Here is a 21,704-nt window from a genome sequence, read left to right as displayed (position 1 = left end):
CGTTGACCCTACTGCTTCACTATTTAGTGCGCCTCGCCCTAGGAGCGGGTGATCCGGAGCAGTGCAACCCCCAGCAAAGTCACCATGGTCGAGACAACTTTGCCAAGGCTCAGCCGCTCGCCCATAAGGAACACGCCAATCAACAGCGCAAAGATAATCGAGGTTTCGCGCAGGGCGGTGACTAGGGCAATCGGCGCTTGGGTGAAGGCCCACATGACCAAGCTATAGGCCGCAAATGATGCCGAGCCGCCGATCAGGAAGACTTTCAAGCCGCGTCGTGGCAAATCACGCAACACTTGCGGCGTGGTCACGGCCATAAACCCCGCAAAAATGACCGCATTGGCAATACCCAGCCACGCGTAATAGCCCAATGCCGTACCCGCAACCCGCGCGCCCAGCCCATCCACAAGCGAGTAGCTGGCGATGAAACACCCCGTTGTCAGGGCCATCACCGTGGCGCGGTGGTTGCGCCCCCCGTCAGCCCCGCGCACCAGTGAGATGCTTAAAATGCCCGCGGCGATCGTGCCGATTGCCAGTAATTCCCCGCCTGACAAATCCACCCCAAGGATCGCGACAGACACGGCCGCGACCAGCAAGGGCGCAACCCCGCGCGCAATCGGGTAGACTTGTGTCAGGTCGCCTATCTTGTAGCTGCCCAGCAAGAACATCTGATAGCCAAAGTGCAGCGCGATGCCCGCAAGGATATAGGGATAGCTGGCCGGGTCCGGCGCAGGCACAAACATCAACATCGGCAGCGCCAGCGGCAAATGCCCAATCACCACCCCCGCCATATTCAGCCGTTTATCCGTCCCGCTCTTTACCAGCGCATTCCACACGGCATGCAACAAGGCTGCTGTTATAACCGCAAGGAAAACAATAGATGTCATAGTGTAAGGCTAGGCAGCATTTACCCCCCCCGCAAGCGTTAACCGAATTGATCCATATCAAGGCGGGCTGGGGTAATTTTACGTTAGTGTCTAAGCGCTCATAAAGCGCGACAGTTCACACATTTAAATTGAAAGATCATATGACCACTAAAGATGCAAACCCCACCCCCCCTAAGCCCGAGAAGCCGTCTCATTCCATTACCGGTTTTGAGCAAGGGGAATACCCCTATAAGGAAAAGCTGGATCGTAAAACCTACGAGAAAGAAAAGGCTGCCCTACAGGTGGAGTTGCTGAAGGTTCAGCACTGGGTTCAAGAGACAAACCAGAAATTTGTGCTGTTGTTTGAAGGCCGCGATGCTGCCGGTAAGGGCGGCACGATCAAGCGGTTCACCGAGCATTTGAACCCACGCGCCGCGCGGGTGGTGGCTTTGAACAAACCCTCTGACGAAGAGCGCGGGCAGTGGTTTTTCCAGCGCTATATCAAGCACCTGCCCACCGAGGGCGAAATGGTTCTCTATGACCGCTCGTGGTACAATCGCGCGGGTGTTGAGCGGGTGATGAATTTCTGCGAGCCAGCCGAATACTTGGAATTCATGCGCCAAACTCCCGATTTTGAACGGATGTTGGTGCGCAGCGGCATCAAGCTGTTCAAATACTGGTTCTCCGTCACCCAAGAGGAGCAAAAGCGCCGCTTTGCCTCGCGCGAAACCGATCCTTTGAAGCGGTGGAAACTATCGCCAGTTGACCGCGCAAGTTTTGATAAATGGGACGACTATACCGAGGCCAAGGAGGCGATGTTCTTCTACACAGACACCGCTGACGCGCCTTGGACGGTGATCAAATCGAACGATAAAAAACGCGCCCGACTGACCTGCATCAAGCATTTCTTGTGGCAGCTGGACTATCCGGACAAGGACTTGGAGGCCGCGACGCCACCTGACCCGAAAATTTTCCATCAGGCCGAGTCGGTGTTGCATGACACGAGCCATATTTTGGCCGCCTCGATGCATCCCAAAGCACGTAAAACTTAAAGCACCCCGCATGAGGCCAGCCTTACGGCCTCATGCTCTGCCACCCCTTCATCACAGCCAGCCGCAAAGCTGGCCACTGTAAGCGGGGTTTCCATGTCAGGAAAATGGTAAACAGCGTTAACGCAAAACGGTCCTGCGCCGGAATGGCCAAGAGTGCGGCCAACAGAGCCAACCTCACCGATCATCAACCCCGCGCCATAGCCACAACGCGTCCAAGGCCGCCCCTCTATTGGGCCACCCAAGGGGATATCATCGCTCATCTGCGCCAATGTATCGAGATCAACGACCTGCCCCGCAAACACCGCATGTAGCAGCCGCGCCGCGTCAGCTGCGGTGCCAATCAGGCAGCCATGAAACACCCAAGCCGGATCATATCCAGCCCCCTGCGGCCAATGTATCTTGGCAAATTGCGCTTGGGTTTTAGCCATAGAAATGCTCGCGAGCCCCAAGGGTTTGCACAATATTTCGTCGATCAGCACACCAATCTCGCGCCCTGCCGCGCGCGCGATCTGTTCAGATGCAAACATGTAGCCGATGTTGGAATAGGCCCAACCTTCGCCCGGCTTAAACAGCAGATCATCAGGGCGGGCATTCTTTATCATTTTTGCACGCGACCAAGCGGGCGCACGGGCCTCGACATCACAGCCATACTGCGCCAATTGCCCGTATTCGGGCACGCCCGCACTGTGATTTAAAAGTTGACGTAAACTATAGGGCTGCTGCTCAATTTCGGCGTCCAAATCGAGCACCCCACTTTGTGCCAGCCGGTAGCCACAAAGCGCAATCGCCGTCTTCGTGAAGCTCCAATATGGGAACAGCGCATCGGGGTTTCCAAAGCTTTTCTCGCGCCCGGACGCGTCGATAACATGCGAATAAAGTATCATAAGATTGCACCCCAATCCGCTCTGCGCGAGGTGGGCATTTGCACGCCCACCTGCTTTACTTTCAAAGGCTCAGGCCTATTTCAACGCCAGATCAGTGATCTCGGACGTCCACGCGCCCACCGGTTCTTTGCTGATAACCGGGTCAGAACCGCCGCCCAGCAATGTTGCCACTGTACGCTTAAAGTCGGCCTCGTCCAGCGCCCCGTTAGAGCCTGCTGTCAGCTTGGCAATCTCTGCCATCATACGCTTTTGGTGCGCCTCGGTTTGCGCGCCGGATTCGTCGTTCTCCAGCACAATGCCAGCCGCTTCATCCGGGTTCGCCTCGGCGTATTTCCAGCCCTTCATTGAGGCACGCACGAAGCGGACCATCTTATCCTTGAAGGCCGGGTCTTTGAGGTTCTCTTCCAATGCGTAAATACCATCTTCCAGCGTGGCGACGCCTTGGTCTTCATACTTGAAAGTCACCAGCTCATCCTCGGACACGCCCGCATCTAAGACTTGGCCGTATTCGTTGTAGGTCATGGTCGAGATGCAGTCGGCTTGGCGTTGCAACAGCGGGTCTACATTGAAGCCTTGCTTCAGCACAGTGACACCATCCGCGCCGCCATCAGTGGAGATACCTTCTTGGCTCATCCAGCTCAGGAACGGGTACTCATTGCCATAGAACCACACGCCGATGGTTTTGCCCTTGAAGTCCTGCGGGCTTTTGATGCCGGTGTCTTTCCAGCAAGTCAGCATCAGGCCGGATGTCTTGAACGGCTGCGCGATATTAACCACGGCCAACCCTTTTTCGCGCGCCGCCAGCGCGGACGGCATCCAGTTCAGCATGACATCAGCACCGCCGCCAGCCAGTACTTGTGGCGGGGCAATATCGGGCCCACCTGCCAGCACGGTTACGTCAAGGTCTTCGGCCTCGTAGAAGCCTTTATCCAAGGCCACGTAATAGCCCGCAAACTGGGCTTGCGTGACCCATTGCAGTTGCAACTTCACTTCATCGGCGGCATTGGCTGCCGTCGCCATGGCAAGTGCCGCGACGCTCATAAGTAGCTGTTTCATCTTATCTTCCTCCAGGTTGGTTTATTATACGCATTGTTATTTCCGCTGTGACGGGTGCCAGAATGTGACCGACTTTTCTGCCATCGCCACCACCCCGTAAAAGGCCGAGCCCGCAAGCCCCGCCACCACGATCTCGGCCCAGACCATATCCAGCGCCAATTGCCCCACCGAAGTTGAGATGCGAAACCCCATCCCCATCGTCGGAGAGCCAAAGAACTCGGCCACAATCGCGCCGATCAGCGCCAAGGTCGTTGAAATTTTAAGCCCGTTGAATATGAACGGCATCGCCGCTGGCAGGCGTAATTTGGTTAGGCTGGGCCAGTACCCCGCCCCATAGGTGCGCATCAAATCACGCTGCATTGTGGTGGTTTCTTGCAGCCCCGCAACGGTGTTCACCAACATCGGGAAGAACACCATAACCACCACAACGGCGGCCTTGGACTGCCAGTCGAACCCGAACCACATCACCAGTATCGGGGCAGTTCCCACAATCGGCAGGGCCGCAACAAAATTGCCCACGGGCAACAAGCCTCGCTTTAGAAAATCGTAGCGATCCACCAGTATCGCCATCAAAAATGCCGCACCACAGCCGATCAAATACCCTGCCAGCGCACCTTTCAAGAAGGTCTGTTTGAAATCCAGCCAAAGCGTCGGAATCTCGCGCAGGAACGTCGCGACCACTTGGCTCGGTGCAGGCAAAATAACCAAGGGCACACCTAGGCCACGCACCAGCAGCTCCCAAACGCTCAAAAGCGTCAGGCCAAAAATAGCTGGAACCAACAGGCCTATGGCGCGGGTCTTCGCATAGGGGCCATTGGCCAGCCGGACATTGAGCGCCCACATGGACAGCCAGAAAATCAGGGCTATGACAACCAACATCATACCAACCCCATCCGTCTAAGCACCCGCTTTTGGATGAAGCCGATAAACAGCACCAAACTTGCAGCCATCAGCGCCGCCAAAACCAAGGCGGACCAGATTTGGACCATCTGCCCATAGTAGCTGCCAGTCAGCATCCGCCCGCCAAGACCGCGCGCACCGCCCGCAGGCAACTCGGCCACGATGGCCCCGACTAAGGCCGCCGCCACCCCAATTTTAAGCGAGGTAAACAGATAGGGCATAGAAGCGGGCAAGCGCAGCTTCCAGAAGCCTTGGCCTTTGGAAGCATTGTAGGTTTTGAGTAAATCCAGTTGCATCCCATCCGGCGCACGCAGCCCTTTAACCATGCCCACAACGACGGGGAAGAAGCTCAGATAGGCCGAGATAATGGCCTTGGGGATCAGGCCCTGAACGCCGATCGAGTTGAGAACCACAATGATCATCGGCGCAATGGCAAGGATCGGAATGGTCTGCGAGGCAATCGCCCAAGGCATGACGCTCATATCCATCGCGCGGCTGTGCACAATGCCCACGGCCAGCAAAATCCCGGCCCCCGTACCGATAGCAAAGCCCAACAGGGTCGCGCTTAAGGTGATCCAGCCATGATAAACCAATGACCGCTTAGAGGTGACTTTCTTCATCACCGTGGTTTCCCAAAGGTCGCGCGCTATTTGATGCGGTGCAGGCAGTCGTGGGCGGTCCTGCGCATAGGTGGCTGGAATGGAAAAGCTATTTGCAAAGACCAGGCCAAAAGCAGAAGCATCGCGCCGCTCAATCGGATTGTCTGGCGTGACCACGGCCCCCGCGCGCTCCAAGCTAGTCAGCGTTTCTTTCACGTTCATGAACGGCACTGCCGCATACCAAAACGCAAAAATCGCGGCCACGACAGTCAAGATAGGCCCTAGATTACGCATGCGCCCCCCTCCCTATCATTGTTCCACAAATATCCCCGCCGGAGGCAATCCAACGCCGACCAAGCCGAGCTGAGGCCCGCGTTGGAATTGGATATTTAAAGAACAATGATGGGATTAACGTCACGCTAACCAACCAACGGGTAGAGTTTCTTTGCGGAACAGGCTGGGAAGCCGATGGCCGTGAACGGTGATGGGGTGCGACGGCATCTACATTCCTGCGCCTCGGCTGCTTTGGTCGGGGCGCAATACGCCATGAGCATTTTTGATCACTCATCACTATGCCCTGCCCTAAGTCCTTCACGAACCCGGTGGGCGATCTCTATAAACTCGGGGCTGTCGCGAATATCTAGAGGCCGCTCTTTCGGTAACGGGCTTTCAATGACATCCGCGATACGGCCCGGTCGCGGGCTCATCACCACGATCTTGGTAGAGAGATACACGGCCTCAGGGATTGAGTGCGTCACAAAGGCAATGGTCTTTTGGGTTCGCGCCCACAGCTCCAGCAGTTGCTCGTTCAGGTGGTCACGCACGATTTCATCAAGGGCGCCGAATGGCTCGTCCATCAGCAAAATATCCGCATCAAACGCCAGCGCGCGCGCGATGGAGGCACGTTGCTGCATCCCCCCAGACAATTGCCACGGGAATTTTTTGCCAAAATCAGACAACTCTACAAGCTCCAGAACCCGTGCGACACGCTCATTCTGGTCGGCTTTCGAGTAGCCCATAATTTCCAAAGGAAGCTTAATATTGCCCGCAATAGAGCGCCATGGATACAGGCCAGCCGCCTGAAACACATAGCCATAGGCGCGCGCGCGGCGGGCCTCGTCGGCGCTCATCCCGTTAACAGTTAGAGTGCCGCCAGTGGGTGTTTCTAACCCCGCAATGCAGCGCAAAAATGTCGTCTTGCCACAGCCTGACGGGCCGATAAAGCTAACAAAATCACCTTGCTGGATGTCCAGCGATACGTCTTTCAACGCGTGGACCGGCGCATCGGCGGTTTGAAAAGTCAGATCAAGCGACTTGGCTGAAATGACAGGTGAAGCAACATTTGAGGCCATTCAGAATGGCCCCGCGATACGGGTTATGCAGGTGTTGCATCTTCCGCCAAATCGCCAGTCGCGACTGATGCCGCACTGTATTTCGACCAAACGCCGCCGATTGCGAATGCTGCAAAAATGAACATTGCGTCGGCAATCGCCACCTCGTTGATCCATGTGCCAACCGCCAAAAGCGCCAGCGCCAGAACCAATAGTACTTTCGTTAAGAGAACTTGCATGTGTAAACCCCTCTGCCTGTCCTGTCTGTGGCAAGGGTTTTCTCAATGCATTTTGGCGATTTTGTGGCCTGATCCGGGCATTTTGGACGTTATTGTTCATAAAATTAACCATTATACGCCAGACGGGATGTTCAAAGGGTTGCGCTCTATCTTGCGCGGCGTGTTCAGCGCCTTCCAACGGCTCAGCGCCTTGGAGCCGCTGGCAAAGGCCGGGCGACGCACGAATTTACCACGTCCCGGCTGCGGTTGCGAATTTTGGCCGTAAGCCCAAACCACTTCCCCACGCGACAAGGTATAGCGCGGTTGCGCCGTAACGGTCATGCCCTCGAACACATTGTAATCGATAATAGATTTTTGTGTGCTCACGGCAATTTCGCGACTGATCGTCGGATCCCAGACTACGATATCAGCGTCCCCGCCCACCGCAATACCGCCTTTTAACGGATAGATATTGAGAATTTTGGCGATATTAGTCGAAGTCACAGCGACGAATTCCTCAGGCGTTAGGCGGCCCGTCTCAACCCCCGTGGTCCAGAGCATCGCCATGCGCTCCTCCAGCCCGCCAGTGCCATTTGGAATGGTGGTGAAATTATCAAGGCCCATTTGTTTTTGCTTATCGGTAAAGGCCGCATGATCCGTGGCTACAACTTGCAATGACCCCGAAGCCAGCCCCGCCCAAAGCGACGCTTGATGATCTTTGGAGCGGAACGGCGGCGACATTACGCGGCGCGCGGCGTACTGCCAATCTTTGTTGAAATACTCGCTCTCATCCAGCGTCAGGTGCTGTATCAGCGGCTCGCCATAGACCCGCATCCCCTTTTGGCGCGCACGCCGGATCGCCTCATGGGCCTGTTCGCACGACACATGCACAATATAGAGCGGCGTGCCGGCAGCGTCAGCAATCATGATGGCGCGGTTGGCAGCTTCGCCTTCAAGTTCAGGGGGGCGTGAATAGGCGTGGCCTTCTGGCCCAGTGATGCCCTCGGCCAGATATTTTTGCTGCAACTCCTGCACGATATCGCCGTTCTCGGCATGAACCAGCGGCAAGGCGCCTAACTCCGCACAACGCCGGAATGAGGCGTATAGCTCATCATCCTCGACCATCAACGCGCCTTTATAGGCCATAAAATGCTTGAACGTGTTGATGCCGCGCTTGTTAACAACGTCGTCCATCTCGTTGAAAATAGTCTCGTTCCAGTCGGTGATTGCCATGTGGTACGAGATATCGGTGCAAATCTGGTCACGCGATTTGCGGTCCCAAGCATCAATCGCATTCAGCAAGCTGCCATCCTCACCGGGCAGACAAAAATCCACCAGCATCGTCGTGCCACCAGCAGCCGCGGCGAAGGTGCCGCTCTCGAATGTCTCGGCGGCGGTGGTGCCCATGAAGGGCATTTCCAGATGGGTATGCGGGTCAATGCCGCCGGGGATCACATACGCACCCTCGGCGTCAATCACCTCGTCACCTTTCAGGTTCTCGCCAATTTCAGCGATTTTCTCGCCCTCAATCAGCACATCCGCCTGCCAGCTTCGATCGGCCGTCACGATCGTGCCGCCTTTGATAACTTTGCTCATTTGCGATGTCCCCCTATTGGTCTGTTTGTCAGTTTTTCGAGCACGCTTTGCCGCCCGCAGTTACTTCGCGATCCTTGAGAAGCAGATGAAGACCCAACGCATTCCCTTGGTCACAAATTTTATCCCAATCCAGATTTGCCGCAGAATATTCGACCGCCAGAACATCCTTGCCCGCGTCTAAATATGGCTTTGCATCTTTGCAAAATTCATATTCAAAGCACTGTTCTAGCAGCAAAAAATCTGCGTCCTCAACCAAATCCGGTATCAACTCTGGCGCATTTTTCTGCCCGAATATCAGCCCCTTTCTATGGGCATATCTGGCCAGCTCACGCACATATTTTACCGTGTCACCCTCTGTGATCGGGAAGCCGCTCTCGCTGTCATGAAGGTCAATATTATCCCCCTCCATCCCGACAAACCCCATGGCTGCGCAGCGATCAATGCGCGCGTGCATGATCTGCATAATTTGGGGCTGCCGAATGTCGATATAGACCTCATCGGGCCAATTCCCCAAAGCCTTGCCAATAGTCTCGCTCGGAAAAGCGGCGGCATCCTCACGGTACTCCTCGCGGGTGCCAACACTGATATAACAGATCGGTTTCACGTCTCGGGCTTTGAGCTCAGCCACGTCCTCTGGGCTGACCCCATCCATGTCGGTGATCAACAATGAGACCCGCACAGACAGGTCCAACGGCTCGGTCAATTGCCAGTCCCAATGGGCCGGTTGCGCGCCGCCGATGACGAAAATCGCGAACGGTAGGGTCAGGGCTGAAGAGAGCCATGTCATCATGTTATTTCCTCCGGATTGAGAAGTTGCTGCGCTGTGCTCCGATGCCCCGCGACATCACCATGTCAATCAAGACCGCATTTTTGTCGATTGAGAAGACGGCATGGCGGGGCGACTGCTTGATCCCTTTGTTGTTTGCTTTTGGGTCAAGTTTCGTCTTGGCGTGCCAAACCCCGGCCTCTTCGGTTGTCATCGTGAGCAATGATACCGACCGACCGCTTTTGTCCGTCGATGTATGGCGGCATGCGCCCAGAACAGCAAAGCAGTCATGGGGTGCAAATTCGGTGACGTCTGAAAGGATGTTCGACTTCACGGCACGAAACCTGTTGTCAGCCGTCAGCCCGATAGGGACAAACAACTGGTTTCCCTTTACGCGCACAGGTGATTTTCCAAGGGTTTTGGCCACAACTTTAGAGATGTCTTCCAAGTTTTCCACATCAGGCAAGGTCAGGGTCATCATGCCAGTGTAGGTGTATCGGGTCGCGCTGCGCTGTCGCGATCTTAGGGACATTTCGGCGGAAAAAGGCGCGCCCTCAGTCGATAGTGCAAAGCGATATGTCACGCCCGATGGCGGCTTGGCCGCGTCCAAATCAACCTCGGATCCAACGCCGGGACGAATGGATTGCCCACTTGGGGCAACGTCACATCCCGACAGCGCAAACCCGACAAAAACGATAAAGGCGCTTAGAAATTTCAACCAACGATCTCCGCTGTTTCAACGACAGCATGGAACAAAACATTCGCCCCGGCCTCGGCCCACTCAGGGCTAATTTCTTCGGCCTCGTTATGACTTAGCCCGTCAACGCAGGGGCACATGATCATCGCCGTCGGTGCCACGCGGTTGATCCAACACGCATCATGGCCCGCCCCGGAGATCAGGTTCATGTGGGAATATCCAAGCCGCTCTGCCGCGCCACGCACGGCGCTTACGCAGCCCTCGTCAAAGGTGACAGGATCAAAGCCGCCGACTTTTTCCAGCTCCAACCCCAGCCCCATTTCGTCGCAAATTTTCTGCGCGCCAGAGGCCAGCCTCTTCTCCATATCCTCGATCACGCTCAGGTCGGGCGAGCGTAGATCGACAGTGAAAACCACCTTGCCGGGGATCACATTGCGCGAGTTCGGGAAGACGTCGATATGGCCCGCCGCCCCCACCGCATGGGGTGCGTGGGACCAGGCGATTTCATCCACCAAATCCAGCACCCGAGCCATGCCCAGCCCTGCATTTTTACGCATCGGCATCGGGGTTGAGCCGGTGTGGCTGTCTTTGCCCGTGATGGTCAATTGCGTCCAACTCAGCCCTTGGCCATGGGTCACGACGCCAATTTCAGTGTTCTCCACCTCCAAAATCGGGCCTTGCTCAATGTGCAATTCAAAGAAGGCGTGCATCTTGCGCGCGCCAACCTCTTCCTCGCCACGCCAGCCAATACGGTCCAGCTCGGCACCGAACTTTTTGCCCTCGGCATCGGTCCGATCGTAGGCCCAATCCTGCGTGTGAATACCAGCAAACACACCCGAGGACAGCATCGCAGGCGCGTATCGCGTGCCCTCCTCATTGGTAAAATTGGTCACTACAATAGGGTGTTTTGTCTTTATATTCAGGTCATTAAGGGATCGGATGATTTCCAACCCGCCAAGCACACCCAATACGCCATCGTATTTGCCGCCCGTGGGTTGCGTGTCGAGGTGAGAGCCAACATAAACCGGTAACGCCGCTGGATCAGTGCCCTCGCGCCGCGCGAACATATTGCCCATTTGGTCCAGCCCCATGGTGCAGCCAGCCGCCTCGCACCAGCGTTGAAACAGGGCGCGCCCTTCGCCATCCTCGTCGGTCAGGGTTTGGCGATTGTTGCCACCAGCCACACCGGGGCCAATCTTGGCCATCGCCATCAAGCTGTCCCACAGCCGAGCGCCATCAATCTTAAGGTTTTCGCCCGGTGCCGCTCCAGATGATGTCATTGGTGTCTCCCCCCGTATTTGACCACACGGTCAAAGGAAGGCTACCAGTGGTCCTTGGACTGTCAAGGATTCCCCTTGAATAAACCGTCGGAAGCCCCGAAAATGCAAAAGAAAAAGGCATATCTATATGGCAGACGGACAACCGCGCACCCGTATTCAGCAACGCAACCGCGACACCATCCTCGAGGCCGCGCTAGAGGTGTTCTCGAACAACGGATTTCGGGGCGCAACATTGGACCAAATTGCCACCAAGGCGGGATTATCCAAGCCGAATTTGCTGTATTATTACCCCTCCAAAGATGCCATCCACGCCGAGCTTTTGTCCGGTTTGATGGACACTTGGCTGGACCCGATGCGCGCCTTGAATGCGCAGGGCGACCCGATCCCGGAGATCCTTGCCTATGTGGAGCGGAAGCTGGAAATAAGCCGCCTTTACCCACGCGAAAGCCGCCTGTTTGCCAATGAAATCGTGCAAGGCGCACCGCGTATTTCAGGCGCCCTCGGGGGGGAATTAAAACCACTGGTGGATGAGAAGGCCGAGGTCATTCGCGGCTGGATTTCTCAGGGTAAAATTGCCGAGCTTCACCCGTATCATTTGATCTTCTCGATCTGGTCTTTGACCCAACATTACGCTGACTTTGATGTACAGGTTCGCGCGATTTTGGGGGAAGAGGAACCATTCGACGAGGCCCTGACTTATCTACGCGGTATTTTCGTAAAGATATTAACCCCTTAGAGCGATATCAAACACTCTAAGGGGGACTGAAACCCCTCTTATTCCGCCGCGCAAGCTCCGGGGTTGTTGGGGTGCATTGTCCAGTTTGCATAGTCTTTTTCCACGGTCTTCCCGGTGCGCGGATCAACCTCGCCTGGCGCCATTGGAACCATGGAAATACAATCCTCGATCGGGCAAACATCAACGCAGAGGTTGCACGCGACGCATTCGGCATCGATCACCTCAAACACCCGCGTATCCGACATCGAAATTGCCTGATGCGAGGTGTCTTCGCAGGCCGCGAAACACCGACCACAACTGATGCACGCATCTTGATCAATCACCGCTTTTGCCACGTAATTGAGGTTCAGATATTGCCAATCGGTGACGTTCGGAATCGCTTGCCCCATGAAGTCCGCAATCGAGGTGTGGCCCTTCTCGTCCATCCAGTCGGACAGGCCGGAAATCATCTCTTCGACCACTTTGAACCCGTAGGTCATCGCCGCCGTGCAGACCTGCACATTGCCACAACCCAACGTGATAAATTCCGCCGCATCGCGCCATGTGGTGATGCCGCCAATGCCCGAGATTGGCAGGCCGTGCGTGTCTGGATGACGGGCGATTTCCGACACCATGGACATGGCAATCGGCTTGACCGCCGGGCCGCAATAGCCGCCGTGCGAGCCCTTGCCGTCAATGCTTGGCTCGGGACTCATTGTGTCAAGGTTAACGGAAGTGATCGAGTTAATCGTGTTGATCAAAGACACCGCATCCGCCCCACCGCGCCGCGCCGCCGCCGCCGGTTTACGCACGTCGGTGATGTTCGGCGTCAGCTTCACGATCACGGGCTTGGAGTAGTATTGCTTGCACCAGCGCGTCACCATCTCAATGTATTCAGGCACTTGGCCGACGGCCGCGCCCATGCCGCGCTCTGACATGCCATGCGGGCAGCCGAAATTCAGCTCGATCCCGTCCGCGCCAGTCTCCTCGACCAGCGGCAGGATGTCCTTCCACGCCTGCTCTTCACAGGGCACCATCAACGACACAATGATGGCGCGATCTGGATAGTCGGCTTTGACGCGTTTGATTTCCTCGAGGTTGGTTTGCAGCGGGCGATCGGTGATCAGCTCAATATTGTTGAGCCCCAAAAGGCGGCGATCCGCGCCGTAAATAGCGCCGTATCGCGGACCATTTACATTGACCACCGGCGGGCCTTCCATGCCCAAAGTTTTCCATACGACACCGCCCCAGCCAGCCTCAAAGGCACGGCGAACGTTGTATTCTTTATCCGTCGGCGGCGCGGAGGCCAGCCAGAACGGGTTCGGGCTTTTGATGCCCAGAAAGTCGGTCGTCAGATCGGCCATGCTTATGCGCCTCCCATCAAAGTAGAGTGAATATCCTCGGCCGCATCGCGCCCTTCGGCCACGGCCGTCACGGTCAGATCATCGCCGCCCGAGGCGCAGTCGCCGCCAGCCCAAACGCCCGATTGCGAGGTGCGCCCAGCCCCGTTCACGGCAATCTTGCGCCCCTCCAAGTCCACCGTATCTGGGGCGCTATCCAAGGTCTGGCCGATGGCCTTGAACACCTGATCCGCCCGCAAGCGGAACATCTCGCCGGTGCCGTTCAACCCCTCTGCGCCAGTCGTGGTGTATTCGAACTCCACCTCTGCCGCCGCGCCGTTGCCATGCACCGCAACTGGCTGCGCGTTGGCGATAATATGCACGCCTTTAGAACTCGCCAAGTCTTGCTCGAACTTGGACGCGCCCATCTGGGCCAAGCCGCGGCGGTAGACCAGCGTGACGTTTTGCGCCCCGAGTAATTTGGCCTGTACGGCAGCGTCCACGGCGGTCATCCCGCCACCAATCACCACCACATCGCGGCCAATCGGCAGCATGTCCAAGTCCGAGGCCTGCCGCAAATCGGCGATGAAAGACACCGCATCTAAAACCCCATCCTTATCCTCGCCGGGCGCGCGTAATGCATTCACCCCGCCCAAGCCGATGGCCAAAAATACCGCGTCAAATTCACTTTGAAGCGCGGCCATATCCAGCCCTTCGCCAAGCGCTTTGCCCAACTCCAAGGTGATGCCCCCGATCGCCATCAGCCAATCGACCTCTTGAGCGGCAAAATCATCGGTGGATTTGTAGGCGGCAATGCCAAATTCGTTCAGCCCGCCCGCCTTGGGGCGCGCGTCATAGATCACCACGTCATGACCCTTCATGGCCAAACGGTGCGCGCAAGACAGGCCCGCAGGTCCCGCGCCAACGACGGCCACACGTTTGCCAGAAGTGGCGGCGCGCGTGAAAGGATGCGTGCCTTTGGCCATCAGCGTATCGGTGGCGAAGCGTTGTAGGCGACCGATCTCAACCGGTTTGCCTTCTGCGGTTTCACGTACACAAACCTCCTCGCAAAGCGTCTCGGTCGGGCAAACCCGGGCGCACATGCCGCCTAGAATATTTTGGCTCAGGATAGTCTTGGCCGCCGCATTCGGTGTGCCGGTTTGTATCTGGCGAATGAACAGTGGGATGTCGATGTCTGTCGGGCAGGCATCCATGCACGGTGCGTCATGACAAAAATAACACCGATCCGAGGCAACAGCCGCCTCATGCGGCGCATAGGCCGGATGCAGGTCGTCAAAATTCTCCGACAAGGTGTCGGCACTCAGGCGTCCCGGATTAATACCGGGGGTGTGGGGCGTGGCATCGGGCATAAGCTCTCCGGGCTGCGTTCACTTTCGTAGACACTGCCATAAATCAAAATTTTATCAACTGGTAAAATTTTGATTTTTAAAAAAATCTCGCCTCAAAAAGTTTATCGCGCAGCCTTCAAGAGCCGATCCGAGGCCGAACGGAGCCCATGAGGATCACCGCTGAATATGGCGAAATGTGCGAAACTCTTTGCTCTCGACCATCCCCTCAACCGCAGCCTGACAAACCACGTAATGAGCACTCTTCGTATGGGCGATAAACGCAGTTTCATCTGCATAGACTTCATACAAAAACACCTCTGTAGGTCGGTCTGGGTCATTTAAAACATCAAATTGAAGGCACCCCGGCTCCTCAGAGGTGGAGGATCTAGAATTGTTTAAAATCAAAGGCATAAATGCCTCAACCTGCGCAGAATTGATCTTGAAAGTAACGGCCACGGCAAACATTATTCAAACTTCCTTCTATTATTTTTCACAAATAGTGTATGTAACTACTTATAGATTAGTACATCAAACCGCGTCTATCTCGATTGCGAGAAACGACTTTATGGCACATATTTTGGATTTATCTGCGTTTGACAGAAGAGGCATTGACCCTGAGATTATGGGTCTACCTCTCGTCTTGTTTTGCGACGCCTCCCCCCTGAACCAAACCCGTTCACTGCGGTTCAATATGCCTCCCGCAGGCGCGATTTCAGGCCGAAACGGTATTATGCCAAATATCCGCAGAACTGCCAGCACCGTGGAGGCCGCACATGCTATAGCGGTGTGCCTGTTATGAAAGTTGTAGGGCTTGGGGCCGGGTATTTCTCACGGTATCACTACGATGCTTGGCGACGGATGCAGGGGATAATACTGGCCGGAGTTTGCGACACCGACCCGTCCAAAGCGACAGCCACGGGCGCACCTATTTTCGCATCTCTGACTGCCATGCTGGAGGCAACTAAACCCGATATTCTGGACATCATCACACCGCCATCCAACCACGCCGAAGCCATTGCAACCGGTCTCGCGGCAGGGGTGAAGGCAATCATTTGCCAGAAGCCTTTTTGCACGTCAATCGAGGAAGCAAGAGCCGTCTCTCTGCTGGCTAAAAATGCAGATATACCACTGATAATACATGAAAATTTTAGATTTCAACCATGGTACCGTGCTGCAAAATTTATGATCTCTGAAGGCTTGATTGGCACTCCGCAACAACTTACTTTTCGGCTTAGGACGGGGGATGGGCAAGGCCCGAATGCCTATCTGGATCGACAGCCTTACTTTCAGACGATGCCGCGGTTTTTGGTCCATGAGACTGCCATTCATTTAGTCGATACTTTCAGGTATTTATTTGGCCCCCCCATTGCTGTTTACGCAGATTTGCGGCGCCTTAATCCGGCAGTTTCAGGCGAGGATGCGGGCTATATAATGATGGAGTTCGCAGATGGGCGGCGCGCATTATTTGACGGCAATCGTCTGTTGGATCACCCCGCTGAAAACCACCGCATGACACTCGGCGAAGGCCTCTTCGAAGGTACAGAAGGCACGTTAAATTTGACTGGTGACGGGGCGCTGCATCTGCGCCAATTCGGGGCGCAGGACGCCGTGACTGTTTTGCCCGCTCACCCCTGGGAGGGATTTGCCGGCGACAGTGTTAAAGCCCTGCAACGCCATGTGGTCGAGGGCCTAAGAACCGGTCATGGCTTTGAAAACGAGGCCGCCGACTACCTGCACGTGCAAGAAATCGAGGCCGCCATTTACAAATCGGCTGAAACCCACGCCAGAGTGGTTTTATAACGGCTGAGCGCTATTCCTCATCCTCATAGTCCGACATTGGCGGGCAGGTACAGATCAAATGCCGGTCACCATAAGCGTTATCGACCCGGTTCACTGGCGCCCAATATTTATCCACCCCAAGCGCGCCCGCCGGATAGCACGCGACCTTGCGGCTATAGGGCCGGTCCCAATCATCCACGAGATCCGCCACCGTATGGGGCGCATTTTTCAGTGGGTTGTTGTCGGGGTCGATCTTACCGTCGATGATATCTTGCGCCTCGGCGCGGATCGACAACATGGCGTCAATAAAGCGGTCCAACTCGGCCTTTGGCTCGGATTCCGTCGGCTCCACCATCAAGGTGCCCGCAACGGGCCACGACATGGTTGGCGCGTGAAAGCCGCTGTCCATTAGCCGTTTGGCGATATCATCCACGTTGACATTTCCCGCCTCGGCCAGAGGGCGCGTATCAAGGATGCACTCATGCGCCACGCGGCCAGTTTTGGAGGTGTAGAGGATGTTGTAGGCCCCTTTCAGGCGCTCAGCGATGTAGTTGGCATTCAGGATTGCGACCTTCGTGGCCTGCGTCAGCCCCGCGCCGCCCATCAGCAAAACATAAGCCCAGCTTACCGGCAAAATCGAGGGCGAACCGAACGGTGCCGCCGACACTGGCCCCACTGCCGAGCCGTATTCCGGGTGGCCGGGAAGATGCTCTGTCAGATGAGACTTCACGCCAATTGGCCCCATGCCGGGACCACCGCCGCCATGCGGAATGCAGAAAGTTTTGTGCAAATTCAAGTGGCTAACATCACCGCCCACATCACCCGGACGGGCAAGGCCGACCATGGCGTTCATGTTGGCCCCATCAATATAGACCTGCCCACCGTGGCCGTGGGTGATCTGGCAAATCTCGCGCACGCTTTCCTCGAACACGCCGTGGGTCGAGGGGTAAGTGATCATGCAAGCCGCCAGATCAGCCGAGTATTTCTCGGCCTTTTCGCGAAAATCAGCAACGTCGATATTGCCGTCTTCGTCGGCTTGCACCGGGATAACCTTATAGCCCACCATCTGTGCAGAGGCCGGGTTCGTGCCATGCGCCGAGGTCGGGATCAGGCAAATGTTGCGGTGGCCTTCACCGCGTGCGGCGTGGTAATTGCGGATCGTCAAAAGCCCCGCGTACTCCCCCTGCGCGCCGGAATTGGGCTGCTGGCTGATCGCGTCATAGCCGGTGATCTGGCAGAGTTTATCGTTCAGATCGTCGATCATCTCATGGTAGCCCGCAGCCTGATCCGCTGGCACAAACGGGTGTAAATCGGCAAACTCCGACCAAGTGACGGGGATCATCTCAATCGTGGCGTTCAGCTTCATGGTGCACGAGCCAAGCGGGATCATCGAGCGGTCCAGCGCCAAATCGCGGTCCGCCAAGCGGCGCATATAGCGCACGATCTCGGCCTCGGCACGGTTTTTGTGGAAAATCGGATGGGTCAGATATTCGCTTTCGCGCAGGGCGTAATCAGGCAGGCGATATTCGCGGTTTGCCTCGCTGTCGTCCACCATATCGCCACCAAAAGAGCGCCAAACGGCCTCGATAGTTTCGGCGCGGGTATGCTCGTCCAGCGAGATACCGATCTTGCTGTCGCCCACTTTGCGCAGGTTAATCTCGTTATCCACCGCCGCGTTCAAGATCACGCCTTGCAACGCGCCAACCTCGACGGTGATGGTGTCAAAGAACACCTCTGGTTGCACGTCAAAGCCCAATTTTTCCAAACCAGTAGCAAGACGTGACGCTTTTCGGTGCACCGATTGCGCGATGGCTTTGATGCCCTCGGGGCCGTGATAAACCGCGTACATTGACGCCATGACGGCCAGCAAAGCCTGCGCAGTGCAGACGTTGGAATTGGCCTTTTCGCGACGGATATGTTGTTCCCGGGTTTGCAGTGACAAGCGGTAGGCTTTGTTGCCGCGCGCATCAATCGAGACGCCAATAATGCGCCCCGGCATGGAGCGTTTATAGGCATCTTTGGTGGCCATATAGGCGGCGTGCGGCCCGCCATACCCCATCGGCACGCCGAAGCGCTGCGTGGAGCCAATCGCGATGTCTGCGCCCATCTCACCGGGGGATTTCAACAGCGCCAGCGCCAGCGGGTCAGCGGCGACAATGGCCAAAGCACGCGCCTCGTGTAGGGCTGCGATCTCGGGGGTGAAGTCGCGCACATGGCCGTAGGTTCCGGGGTACTGGAAGATCGCGCCAAAGACCTCCGCCGCGTTCAGATCATCGGGGTTTGCGACCACAACCTCGATGCCCAAAGGCTCGGCACGGGTCTGGATCACGGCGATGTTTTGCGGGTGGCAGTTTTCGTCCACAAAGAAGATGTTGGCCTTCGATTTGGACGAGCGTTTTGCCATGGTCATCGCCTCGGCGGCGGCGGTGGATTCGTCCAGCAGCGAGGCGTTGGCGATGTCCAACCCCGTTAGATCAGACACCATGGTTTGGAAGTTCAGCAGCGCCTCAAGGCGGCCTTGGGAAATCTCGGGCTGGTAGGGCGTGTAGGCCGTGTACCATGCGGGATTTTCCAAAATGTTGCGCAGGATCGGCGCGGGCGTGGTGGTGCCGTAGTAGCCCTGCCCGATCAGCGAGGTCAGGACTTTGTTCTTGCCCGCAACCTGCTTCATGTAGTGCAGCGCGTCGCGCTCGGTCATGGCGGGCCCCCAATCCAACGCCTGTTCTTGGCGAATGGACGCGGGCACCGTCGCGTCGATCATCTGGTCTAACGTGTCAAAGCCCACCACCTTCAGCATCTCGTCCATCTCGGAGGGCGACGGGCCGATGTGGCGGCGGTTGGCAAAATCATAGGCACTGTATTTGGTCAGTTGAAAGGCCATCGGAGGTTTCCTTAGAAATGCGCGCCCACCAGTCGTGCAGGGGGCTTTGACAGGCAAGTTTTAGTCGATCAGCTTTTTGTAGGCGGTAAGGTCCATGAGTTCCTCAAGCTGACCCGCGTCCGCTATTTTCACCTTGTAGATCCACGCGTCATCCTCGGGATGCTCGTTCAAGGCTGCGGGGTTGTCGGCCAGCAATTCATTGGCCTCGATCACCACACCATCAATAGGCGCATAGATCTCGGAAGCGGCTTTGACGGATTCGATCACGCCGATCTCGTCGCCTTTCACGAAATCATCCTCGGCTTCTTTTTGCTCGACAAACACGATCTCACCCAATTGATCAGCGGCGTGTTTGGTGATGCCGATAGTGGCGATATCGCCCTCGACGGTGATCCATTCGTGCTCTTCGGAATAATATGTGGTCATGGCTGGAATGCTCCCTAGAAGTATTAGCGTTTATAGTTTTGCTGCACGAAGGGCAGCGAGGCGATTTCGGCGGGCTGGGCCTTGCCCCGGATGATCAGGTTAACCTTCTCTCCCGGCGCGCTGTGCTCTGTTTGGACATAGCCCATGGCCACAGGTGCGCCCACGGTAGGCCCAAATCCGCCCGATGTGATAGACCCGATTGTTACGCCCGCAAGGGTTTGTATTTCAACCCCTTCGCGTGCAGGTGCGCGACCGTCCGGCTTGATACCAACTAATTTGCGCGCGACACCTTCTGCCAGTTCTTTTTGGATGCGGGCCGCACCGGGGAAGCCGCCCTCTTCACGGCGGCGCTTTTGCATGGCCCACGTCAGGGATGCCTCAACCGGAGACGTGTCGTTGTCGATGTCGTTGCCATAGAGGCAAAGCCCCGCTTCAAGGCGCAGGCTGTCACGTGCGCCAAGCCCTGCTGGCGCGCAATCCTCATGGGCAAGGAAAGCGCGCGCAATCGCCTCGGCATCGCCTTCCGGGATCGAAATCTCATAGCCATCTTCGCCCGTATACCCGAGGCGCGAAATTCGACATTTCGCGCCCATAATATCGGCTGCAATGGTCTGCATGAACGTCATATCCTTGGCTGCCGGGCACAGTGCACTGACCACGGCCTCGGCGGCGGGGCCTTGCACCGCAATCAAGGCACGGTCAAAAATCTCCACGACGTCAATACCGTCCAAATGCTTGGCCATATGCGGAATATCTTGATGGCGCATCGAGGCATTCACCACCACAAACAGATAGCTCCCTGCATTTGCGACGATCAGATCATCCATGATCCCGCCCGCCTCGTTGGTGAAGAACGTATAGCGCGCTTTGCCCTCGGGCAGCGCTTTCAGCGCGGCGGGGACCAAGGCCTCCAGCTTTTCAGCCGCGCCCTCGCCTTTCAGCAAAACCTGCCCCATGTGGCTGACATCAAACAGCGCGGCCTTGGCGCGGCAGTGCTTGTGCTCGCCCATGATACCCATCGGATATTGAACCGGCATTTCCCAGCCCGCGAAGTCAACCATCTTGCCGCCAAGCTCGACATGCAGATCATAAAGCGGGGTGCGTTTAGGGGCGTCAGTCATGGCATTCATGGCATTTATCCTTCCTGAGGGGGCCTATTTCAGCCCTCGGAGACTCAAAAATATTCTATGTTTCCTATTAGGGAATTTTTCCCGCATGAGCAACATTGTTGTCGCCACGACACTTATGCCCTAGCCTACCCGCGAGCTAAACATCGGAAATTAGGGGCTTTGTTAAATGGACACCAATGCTAATGCCAATACCGATCCGCGCTCCGAGGCCCCGGATGAGGACAAGCTGGGCAAAATGATTCGTGACGCCCGCCAGCAAAAAGGTCTCACGCTAGAGGAAGTCGGCAAGGCAGCCGGCATTGGCCGCTCCACCCTCTCGAAGATTGAAAACAACCAAACGCGGCCCAGCTTTGACATCGTGCGCCGCCTCACCGCCGCATTGGATATGAACACGCCACAGTTGTTTGTCCAATCTGCACGCGAGGATATTTCGGGGCGCCGCGATGTGACGCGCGCAGGCCAAGGCGAGCCGCGCGAGACCAAGACCTACCAACATGAACTGCTGTGTAATGAGCTGAGCAGCAAGCAGATGTTGCCCTATATCAGCACCATCAAGGCCCGCGATGTGTCGGACTTTGACACATGGATCAGGCACCACGGCGAAGAGTTCATGTTCGTGATCAGCGGCTCTGTCACCCTGCACACCGAGCATTACCGCCCGCTTGATCTGGGCACCGGCGATTCCGTTTACTACGACAGCGGCATGGGGCACGGCTGCGTCTCGACCAGCGAAGAGGACGCACAAGTGTTGTGGGTCTCGCTGGAGCAATAACACGCCCCTAAGCGCCATCAAATTTTTGTGGTCGCCCCCCTTGCACTAAACCGCTCAGTCTACCAAG

General features: G+C 56.5%; 21 protein-coding genes. 4 read left to right on the top strand and 17 right to left on the bottom strand.

The features are described 5' to 3' along the window. Nucleotides 1-38 precede the first annotated feature (38 nt). Nucleotides 39-887 (bottom strand): EamA family transporter, encoded by an 849-nt coding sequence (locus AC3Y7R_RS15315; protein ID WP_490042935.1) that lies wholly within the window; start codon nucleotides 885-887, stop codon nucleotides 39-41. Between the two features lie 140 nt (nucleotides 888-1,027). On the opposite strand from AC3Y7R_RS15315, the gene ppk2 reads away from it, so the two are divergent. Beyond that, nucleotides 1,028-1,918: a polyphosphate kinase 2 gene (gene ppk2 / locus AC3Y7R_RS15310; protein WP_490042934.1), complete on the top strand. Its 891-nt coding sequence runs from the start codon at nucleotides 1,028-1,030 to the stop codon at nucleotides 1,916-1,918. Here the strand turns inward: ppk2 and AC3Y7R_RS15305 are convergent. The 10 genes from AC3Y7R_RS15305 to AC3Y7R_RS15260 form a co-directional block, all read right to left on the bottom strand. Beyond that, nucleotides 1,915-2,802 (bottom strand): serine hydrolase domain-containing protein, encoded by an 888-nt coding sequence (locus AC3Y7R_RS15305; RefSeq protein WP_490042933.1) that lies wholly within the window; start codon nucleotides 2,800-2,802, stop codon nucleotides 1,915-1,917. The two genes, ppk2 and AC3Y7R_RS15305, sit on opposite strands and share 4 nt — an antisense overlap. A 75-nt stretch (nucleotides 2,803-2,877) precedes the next feature. After that, nucleotides 2,878-3,858: an ABC transporter substrate-binding protein gene (locus tag AC3Y7R_RS15300; protein WP_490042932.1), complete on the bottom strand. Its 981-nt coding sequence runs from the start codon at nucleotides 3,856-3,858 to the stop codon at nucleotides 2,878-2,880. Between the two features lie 36 nt (nucleotides 3,859-3,894). Next, nucleotides 3,895-4,740 (bottom strand): ABC transporter permease, encoded by an 846-nt coding sequence (locus AC3Y7R_RS15295; RefSeq protein WP_490042931.1) that lies wholly within the window; start codon nucleotides 4,738-4,740, stop codon nucleotides 3,895-3,897. Further along, nucleotides 4,737-5,651: an ABC transporter permease gene (locus AC3Y7R_RS15290; RefSeq protein ID WP_490042930.1), complete on the bottom strand. Its 915-nt coding sequence runs from the start codon at nucleotides 5,649-5,651 to the stop codon at nucleotides 4,737-4,739. The genes AC3Y7R_RS15295 and AC3Y7R_RS15290 overlap by 4 nt, the downstream gene beginning before the upstream one ends. Before the next feature lie 266 nt (nucleotides 5,652-5,917). After that, nucleotides 5,918-6,709, bottom strand: coding sequence for an ABC transporter ATP-binding protein (locus AC3Y7R_RS15285; RefSeq protein WP_490042929.1), 792 nt, complete (start codon nucleotides 6,707-6,709; stop codon nucleotides 5,918-5,920). A gap of 23 nt (nucleotides 6,710-6,732) precedes the next feature. Further along, nucleotides 6,733-6,927 carry a hypothetical protein gene (locus tag AC3Y7R_RS15280; RefSeq protein WP_490042928.1) on the bottom strand — a complete coding sequence of 65 codons (195 nt, stop codon included), beginning with the start codon at nucleotides 6,925-6,927 and terminating at the stop codon, nucleotides 6,733-6,735. 111 nt (nucleotides 6,928-7,038) lie between these two features. Continuing rightward, nucleotides 7,039-8,502 carry a dihydropyrimidinase gene (hydA, locus tag AC3Y7R_RS15275; protein ID WP_490042927.1) on the bottom strand — a complete coding sequence of 488 codons (1,464 nt, stop codon included), beginning with the start codon at nucleotides 8,500-8,502 and terminating at the stop codon, nucleotides 7,039-7,041. A 28-nt stretch (nucleotides 8,503-8,530) separates the two neighbouring features. Next, nucleotides 8,531-9,292: an endo alpha-1,4 polygalactosaminidase gene (locus AC3Y7R_RS15270; RefSeq protein WP_490042926.1), complete on the bottom strand. Its 762-nt coding sequence runs from the start codon at nucleotides 9,290-9,292 to the stop codon at nucleotides 8,531-8,533. 1 nt (nucleotide 9,293) lies between these two features. Further along, nucleotides 9,294-9,986: a hypothetical protein gene (locus AC3Y7R_RS15265; protein WP_490042925.1), complete on the bottom strand. Its 693-nt coding sequence runs from the start codon at nucleotides 9,984-9,986 to the stop codon at nucleotides 9,294-9,296. Beyond that, nucleotides 9,983-11,245, bottom strand: a complete 1,263-nt coding sequence (locus AC3Y7R_RS15260) for a Zn-dependent hydrolase (RefSeq protein WP_490042924.1) — start codon at nucleotides 11,243-11,245, stop codon at nucleotides 9,983-9,985. The genes AC3Y7R_RS15265 and AC3Y7R_RS15260 overlap by 4 nt, the downstream gene beginning before the upstream one ends. Before the next feature lie 127 nt (nucleotides 11,246-11,372). Between AC3Y7R_RS15260 and AC3Y7R_RS15255 the strand changes: the two genes are divergently transcribed. After that, entirely contained in the window at nucleotides 11,373-11,981 is a 609-nt protein-coding gene (locus AC3Y7R_RS15255) for a TetR family transcriptional regulator C-terminal domain-containing protein (RefSeq protein WP_490042923.1), read from the top strand. A 38-nt stretch (nucleotides 11,982-12,019) separates the two neighbouring features. On the opposite strand, the gene preA is transcribed toward AC3Y7R_RS15255, so the two are convergent. The 3 genes from preA to AC3Y7R_RS15240 form a co-directional block, all read right to left on the bottom strand. After that, a complete protein-coding gene (preA, locus tag AC3Y7R_RS15250) occupies nucleotides 12,020-13,324 on the bottom strand; it encodes an NAD-dependent dihydropyrimidine dehydrogenase subunit PreA (RefSeq protein WP_490042922.1) in 1,305 nt (434 codons plus the stop codon). 2 nt (nucleotides 13,325-13,326) lie between these two features. After that, nucleotides 13,327-14,670, bottom strand: coding sequence for an NAD(P)-dependent oxidoreductase (locus tag AC3Y7R_RS15245; protein WP_490042921.1), 1,344 nt, complete (start codon nucleotides 14,668-14,670; stop codon nucleotides 13,327-13,329). A gap of 153 nt (nucleotides 14,671-14,823) precedes the next feature. Beyond that, a complete protein-coding gene (locus tag AC3Y7R_RS15240; RefSeq protein ID WP_490042920.1) occupies nucleotides 14,824-15,114 on the bottom strand; it encodes an antibiotic biosynthesis monooxygenase in 291 nt (96 codons plus the stop codon). Nucleotides 15,115-15,444: 330 nt separating this feature from the next. Between AC3Y7R_RS15240 and AC3Y7R_RS15235 the strand changes: the two genes are divergently transcribed. Further along, nucleotides 15,445-16,449 carry a Gfo/Idh/MocA family protein gene (locus AC3Y7R_RS15235; RefSeq protein ID WP_490042919.1) on the top strand — a complete coding sequence of 335 codons (1,005 nt, stop codon included), beginning with the start codon at nucleotides 15,445-15,447 and terminating at the stop codon, nucleotides 16,447-16,449. Nucleotides 16,450-16,459: 10 nt separating this feature from the next. Here the strand turns inward: AC3Y7R_RS15235 and gcvP are convergent, their stop codons facing one another. The 3 genes from gcvP to gcvT are packed head-to-tail and all read right to left on the bottom strand — an operon-like array spanning nucleotide 16,460 to nucleotide 20,856. Further along, complete coding sequence (gene gcvP, locus AC3Y7R_RS15230) at nucleotides 16,460-19,309, bottom strand: aminomethyl-transferring glycine dehydrogenase (RefSeq protein ID WP_490042918.1); 2,850 nt, start codon at nucleotides 19,307-19,309, stop codon at nucleotides 16,460-16,462. A gap of 60 nt (nucleotides 19,310-19,369) precedes the next feature. Further along, nucleotides 19,370-19,735, bottom strand: a complete 366-nt coding sequence (gene gcvH, locus AC3Y7R_RS15225) for a glycine cleavage system protein GcvH (protein ID WP_490042917.1) — start codon at nucleotides 19,733-19,735, stop codon at nucleotides 19,370-19,372. A 23-nt stretch (nucleotides 19,736-19,758) separates the two neighbouring features. Continuing rightward, a complete protein-coding gene (gcvT, locus tag AC3Y7R_RS15220) occupies nucleotides 19,759-20,856 on the bottom strand; it encodes a glycine cleavage system aminomethyltransferase GcvT (RefSeq protein ID WP_490042916.1) in 1,098 nt (365 codons plus the stop codon). A 175-nt stretch (nucleotides 20,857-21,031) separates the two neighbouring features. Between gcvT and AC3Y7R_RS15215 the strand changes: the two genes are divergently transcribed. Further along, nucleotides 21,032-21,637 carry a helix-turn-helix domain-containing protein gene (locus tag AC3Y7R_RS15215; RefSeq protein WP_490042915.1) on the top strand — a complete coding sequence of 202 codons (606 nt, stop codon included), beginning with the start codon at nucleotides 21,032-21,034 and terminating at the stop codon, nucleotides 21,635-21,637. Nucleotides 21,638-21,704: the final 67 nt, after the last annotated feature.

The sequence above is a fragment of the Litoreibacter sp. genome, assembly GCF_058136045.1.
The sequence above is the reverse complement of the archived record's forward strand: the minus strand, read 5'-3'. Positions and strand labels throughout refer to the sequence as shown.

What these genes read in the sequence shown, in the direction of transcription:
- AC3Y7R_RS15255 (WP_490042923.1), top strand. Translation starts at nt 11,373, where the DNA reads ATGGCAGACGGACAACCGCGCACCCGTATTCAGCAACGCAACCGCGAC.
- AC3Y7R_RS15270 (WP_490042926.1), bottom strand. Translation starts at nt 9,292, where the DNA reads ATGATGACATGGCTCTCTTCAGCCCTGACCCTACCGTTCGCGATTTTC.
- AC3Y7R_RS15215 (WP_490042915.1), top strand. Translation starts at nt 21,032, where the DNA reads ATGGACACCAATGCTAATGCCAATACCGATCCGCGCTCCGAGGCCCCG.
- AC3Y7R_RS15245 (WP_490042921.1), bottom strand. Translation starts at nt 14,670, where the DNA reads ATGCCCGATGCCACGCCCCACACCCCCGGTATTAATCCGGGACGCCTG.
- gcvH (WP_490042917.1), bottom strand. Translation starts at nt 19,735, where the DNA reads ATGACCACATATTATTCCGAAGAGCACGAATGGATCACCGTCGAGGGC.
- gcvP (WP_490042918.1), bottom strand. Translation starts at nt 19,309, where the DNA reads ATGGCCTTTCAACTGACCAAATACAGTGCCTATGATTTTGCCAACCGC.
- AC3Y7R_RS15285 (WP_490042929.1), bottom strand. Translation starts at nt 6,709, where the DNA reads ATGGCCTCAAATGTTGCTTCACCTGTCATTTCAGCCAAGTCGCTTGAT.
- AC3Y7R_RS15300 (WP_490042932.1), bottom strand. Translation starts at nt 3,858, where the DNA reads ATGAAACAGCTACTTATGAGCGTCGCGGCACTTGCCATGGCGACGGCA.
- ppk2 (WP_490042934.1), top strand. Translation starts at nt 1,028, where the DNA reads ATGACCACTAAAGATGCAAACCCCACCCCCCCTAAGCCCGAGAAGCCG.
- AC3Y7R_RS15240 (WP_490042920.1), bottom strand. Translation starts at nt 15,114, where the DNA reads ATGTTTGCCGTGGCCGTTACTTTCAAGATCAATTCTGCGCAGGTTGAG.
- AC3Y7R_RS15290 (WP_490042930.1), bottom strand. Translation starts at nt 5,651, where the DNA reads ATGCGTAATCTAGGGCCTATCTTGACTGTCGTGGCCGCGATTTTTGCG.
- preA (WP_490042922.1), bottom strand. Translation starts at nt 13,324, where the DNA reads ATGGCCGATCTGACGACCGACTTTCTGGGCATCAAAAGCCCGAACCCG.
- AC3Y7R_RS15260 (WP_490042924.1), bottom strand. Translation starts at nt 11,245, where the DNA reads ATGACATCATCTGGAGCGGCACCGGGCGAAAACCTTAAGATTGATGGC.
- AC3Y7R_RS15305 (WP_490042933.1), bottom strand. Translation starts at nt 2,802, where the DNA reads ATGATACTTTATTCGCATGTTATCGACGCGTCCGGGCGCGAGAAAAGC.
- gcvT (WP_490042916.1), bottom strand. Translation starts at nt 20,856, where the DNA reads ATGACTGACGCCCCTAAACGCACCCCGCTTTATGATCTGCATGTCGAG.
- AC3Y7R_RS15280 (WP_490042928.1), bottom strand. Translation starts at nt 6,927, where the DNA reads ATGCAAGTTCTCTTAACGAAAGTACTATTGGTTCTGGCGCTGGCGCTT.
- AC3Y7R_RS15315 (WP_490042935.1), bottom strand. Translation starts at nt 887, where the DNA reads ATGACATCTATTGTTTTCCTTGCGGTTATAACAGCAGCCTTGTTGCAT.
- AC3Y7R_RS15235 (WP_490042919.1), top strand. Translation starts at nt 15,445, where the DNA reads ATGAAAGTTGTAGGGCTTGGGGCCGGGTATTTCTCACGGTATCACTAC.
- AC3Y7R_RS15295 (WP_490042931.1), bottom strand. Translation starts at nt 4,740, where the DNA reads ATGATGTTGGTTGTCATAGCCCTGATTTTCTGGCTGTCCATGTGGGCG.
- hydA (WP_490042927.1), bottom strand. Translation starts at nt 8,502, where the DNA reads ATGAGCAAAGTTATCAAAGGCGGCACGATCGTGACGGCCGATCGAAGC.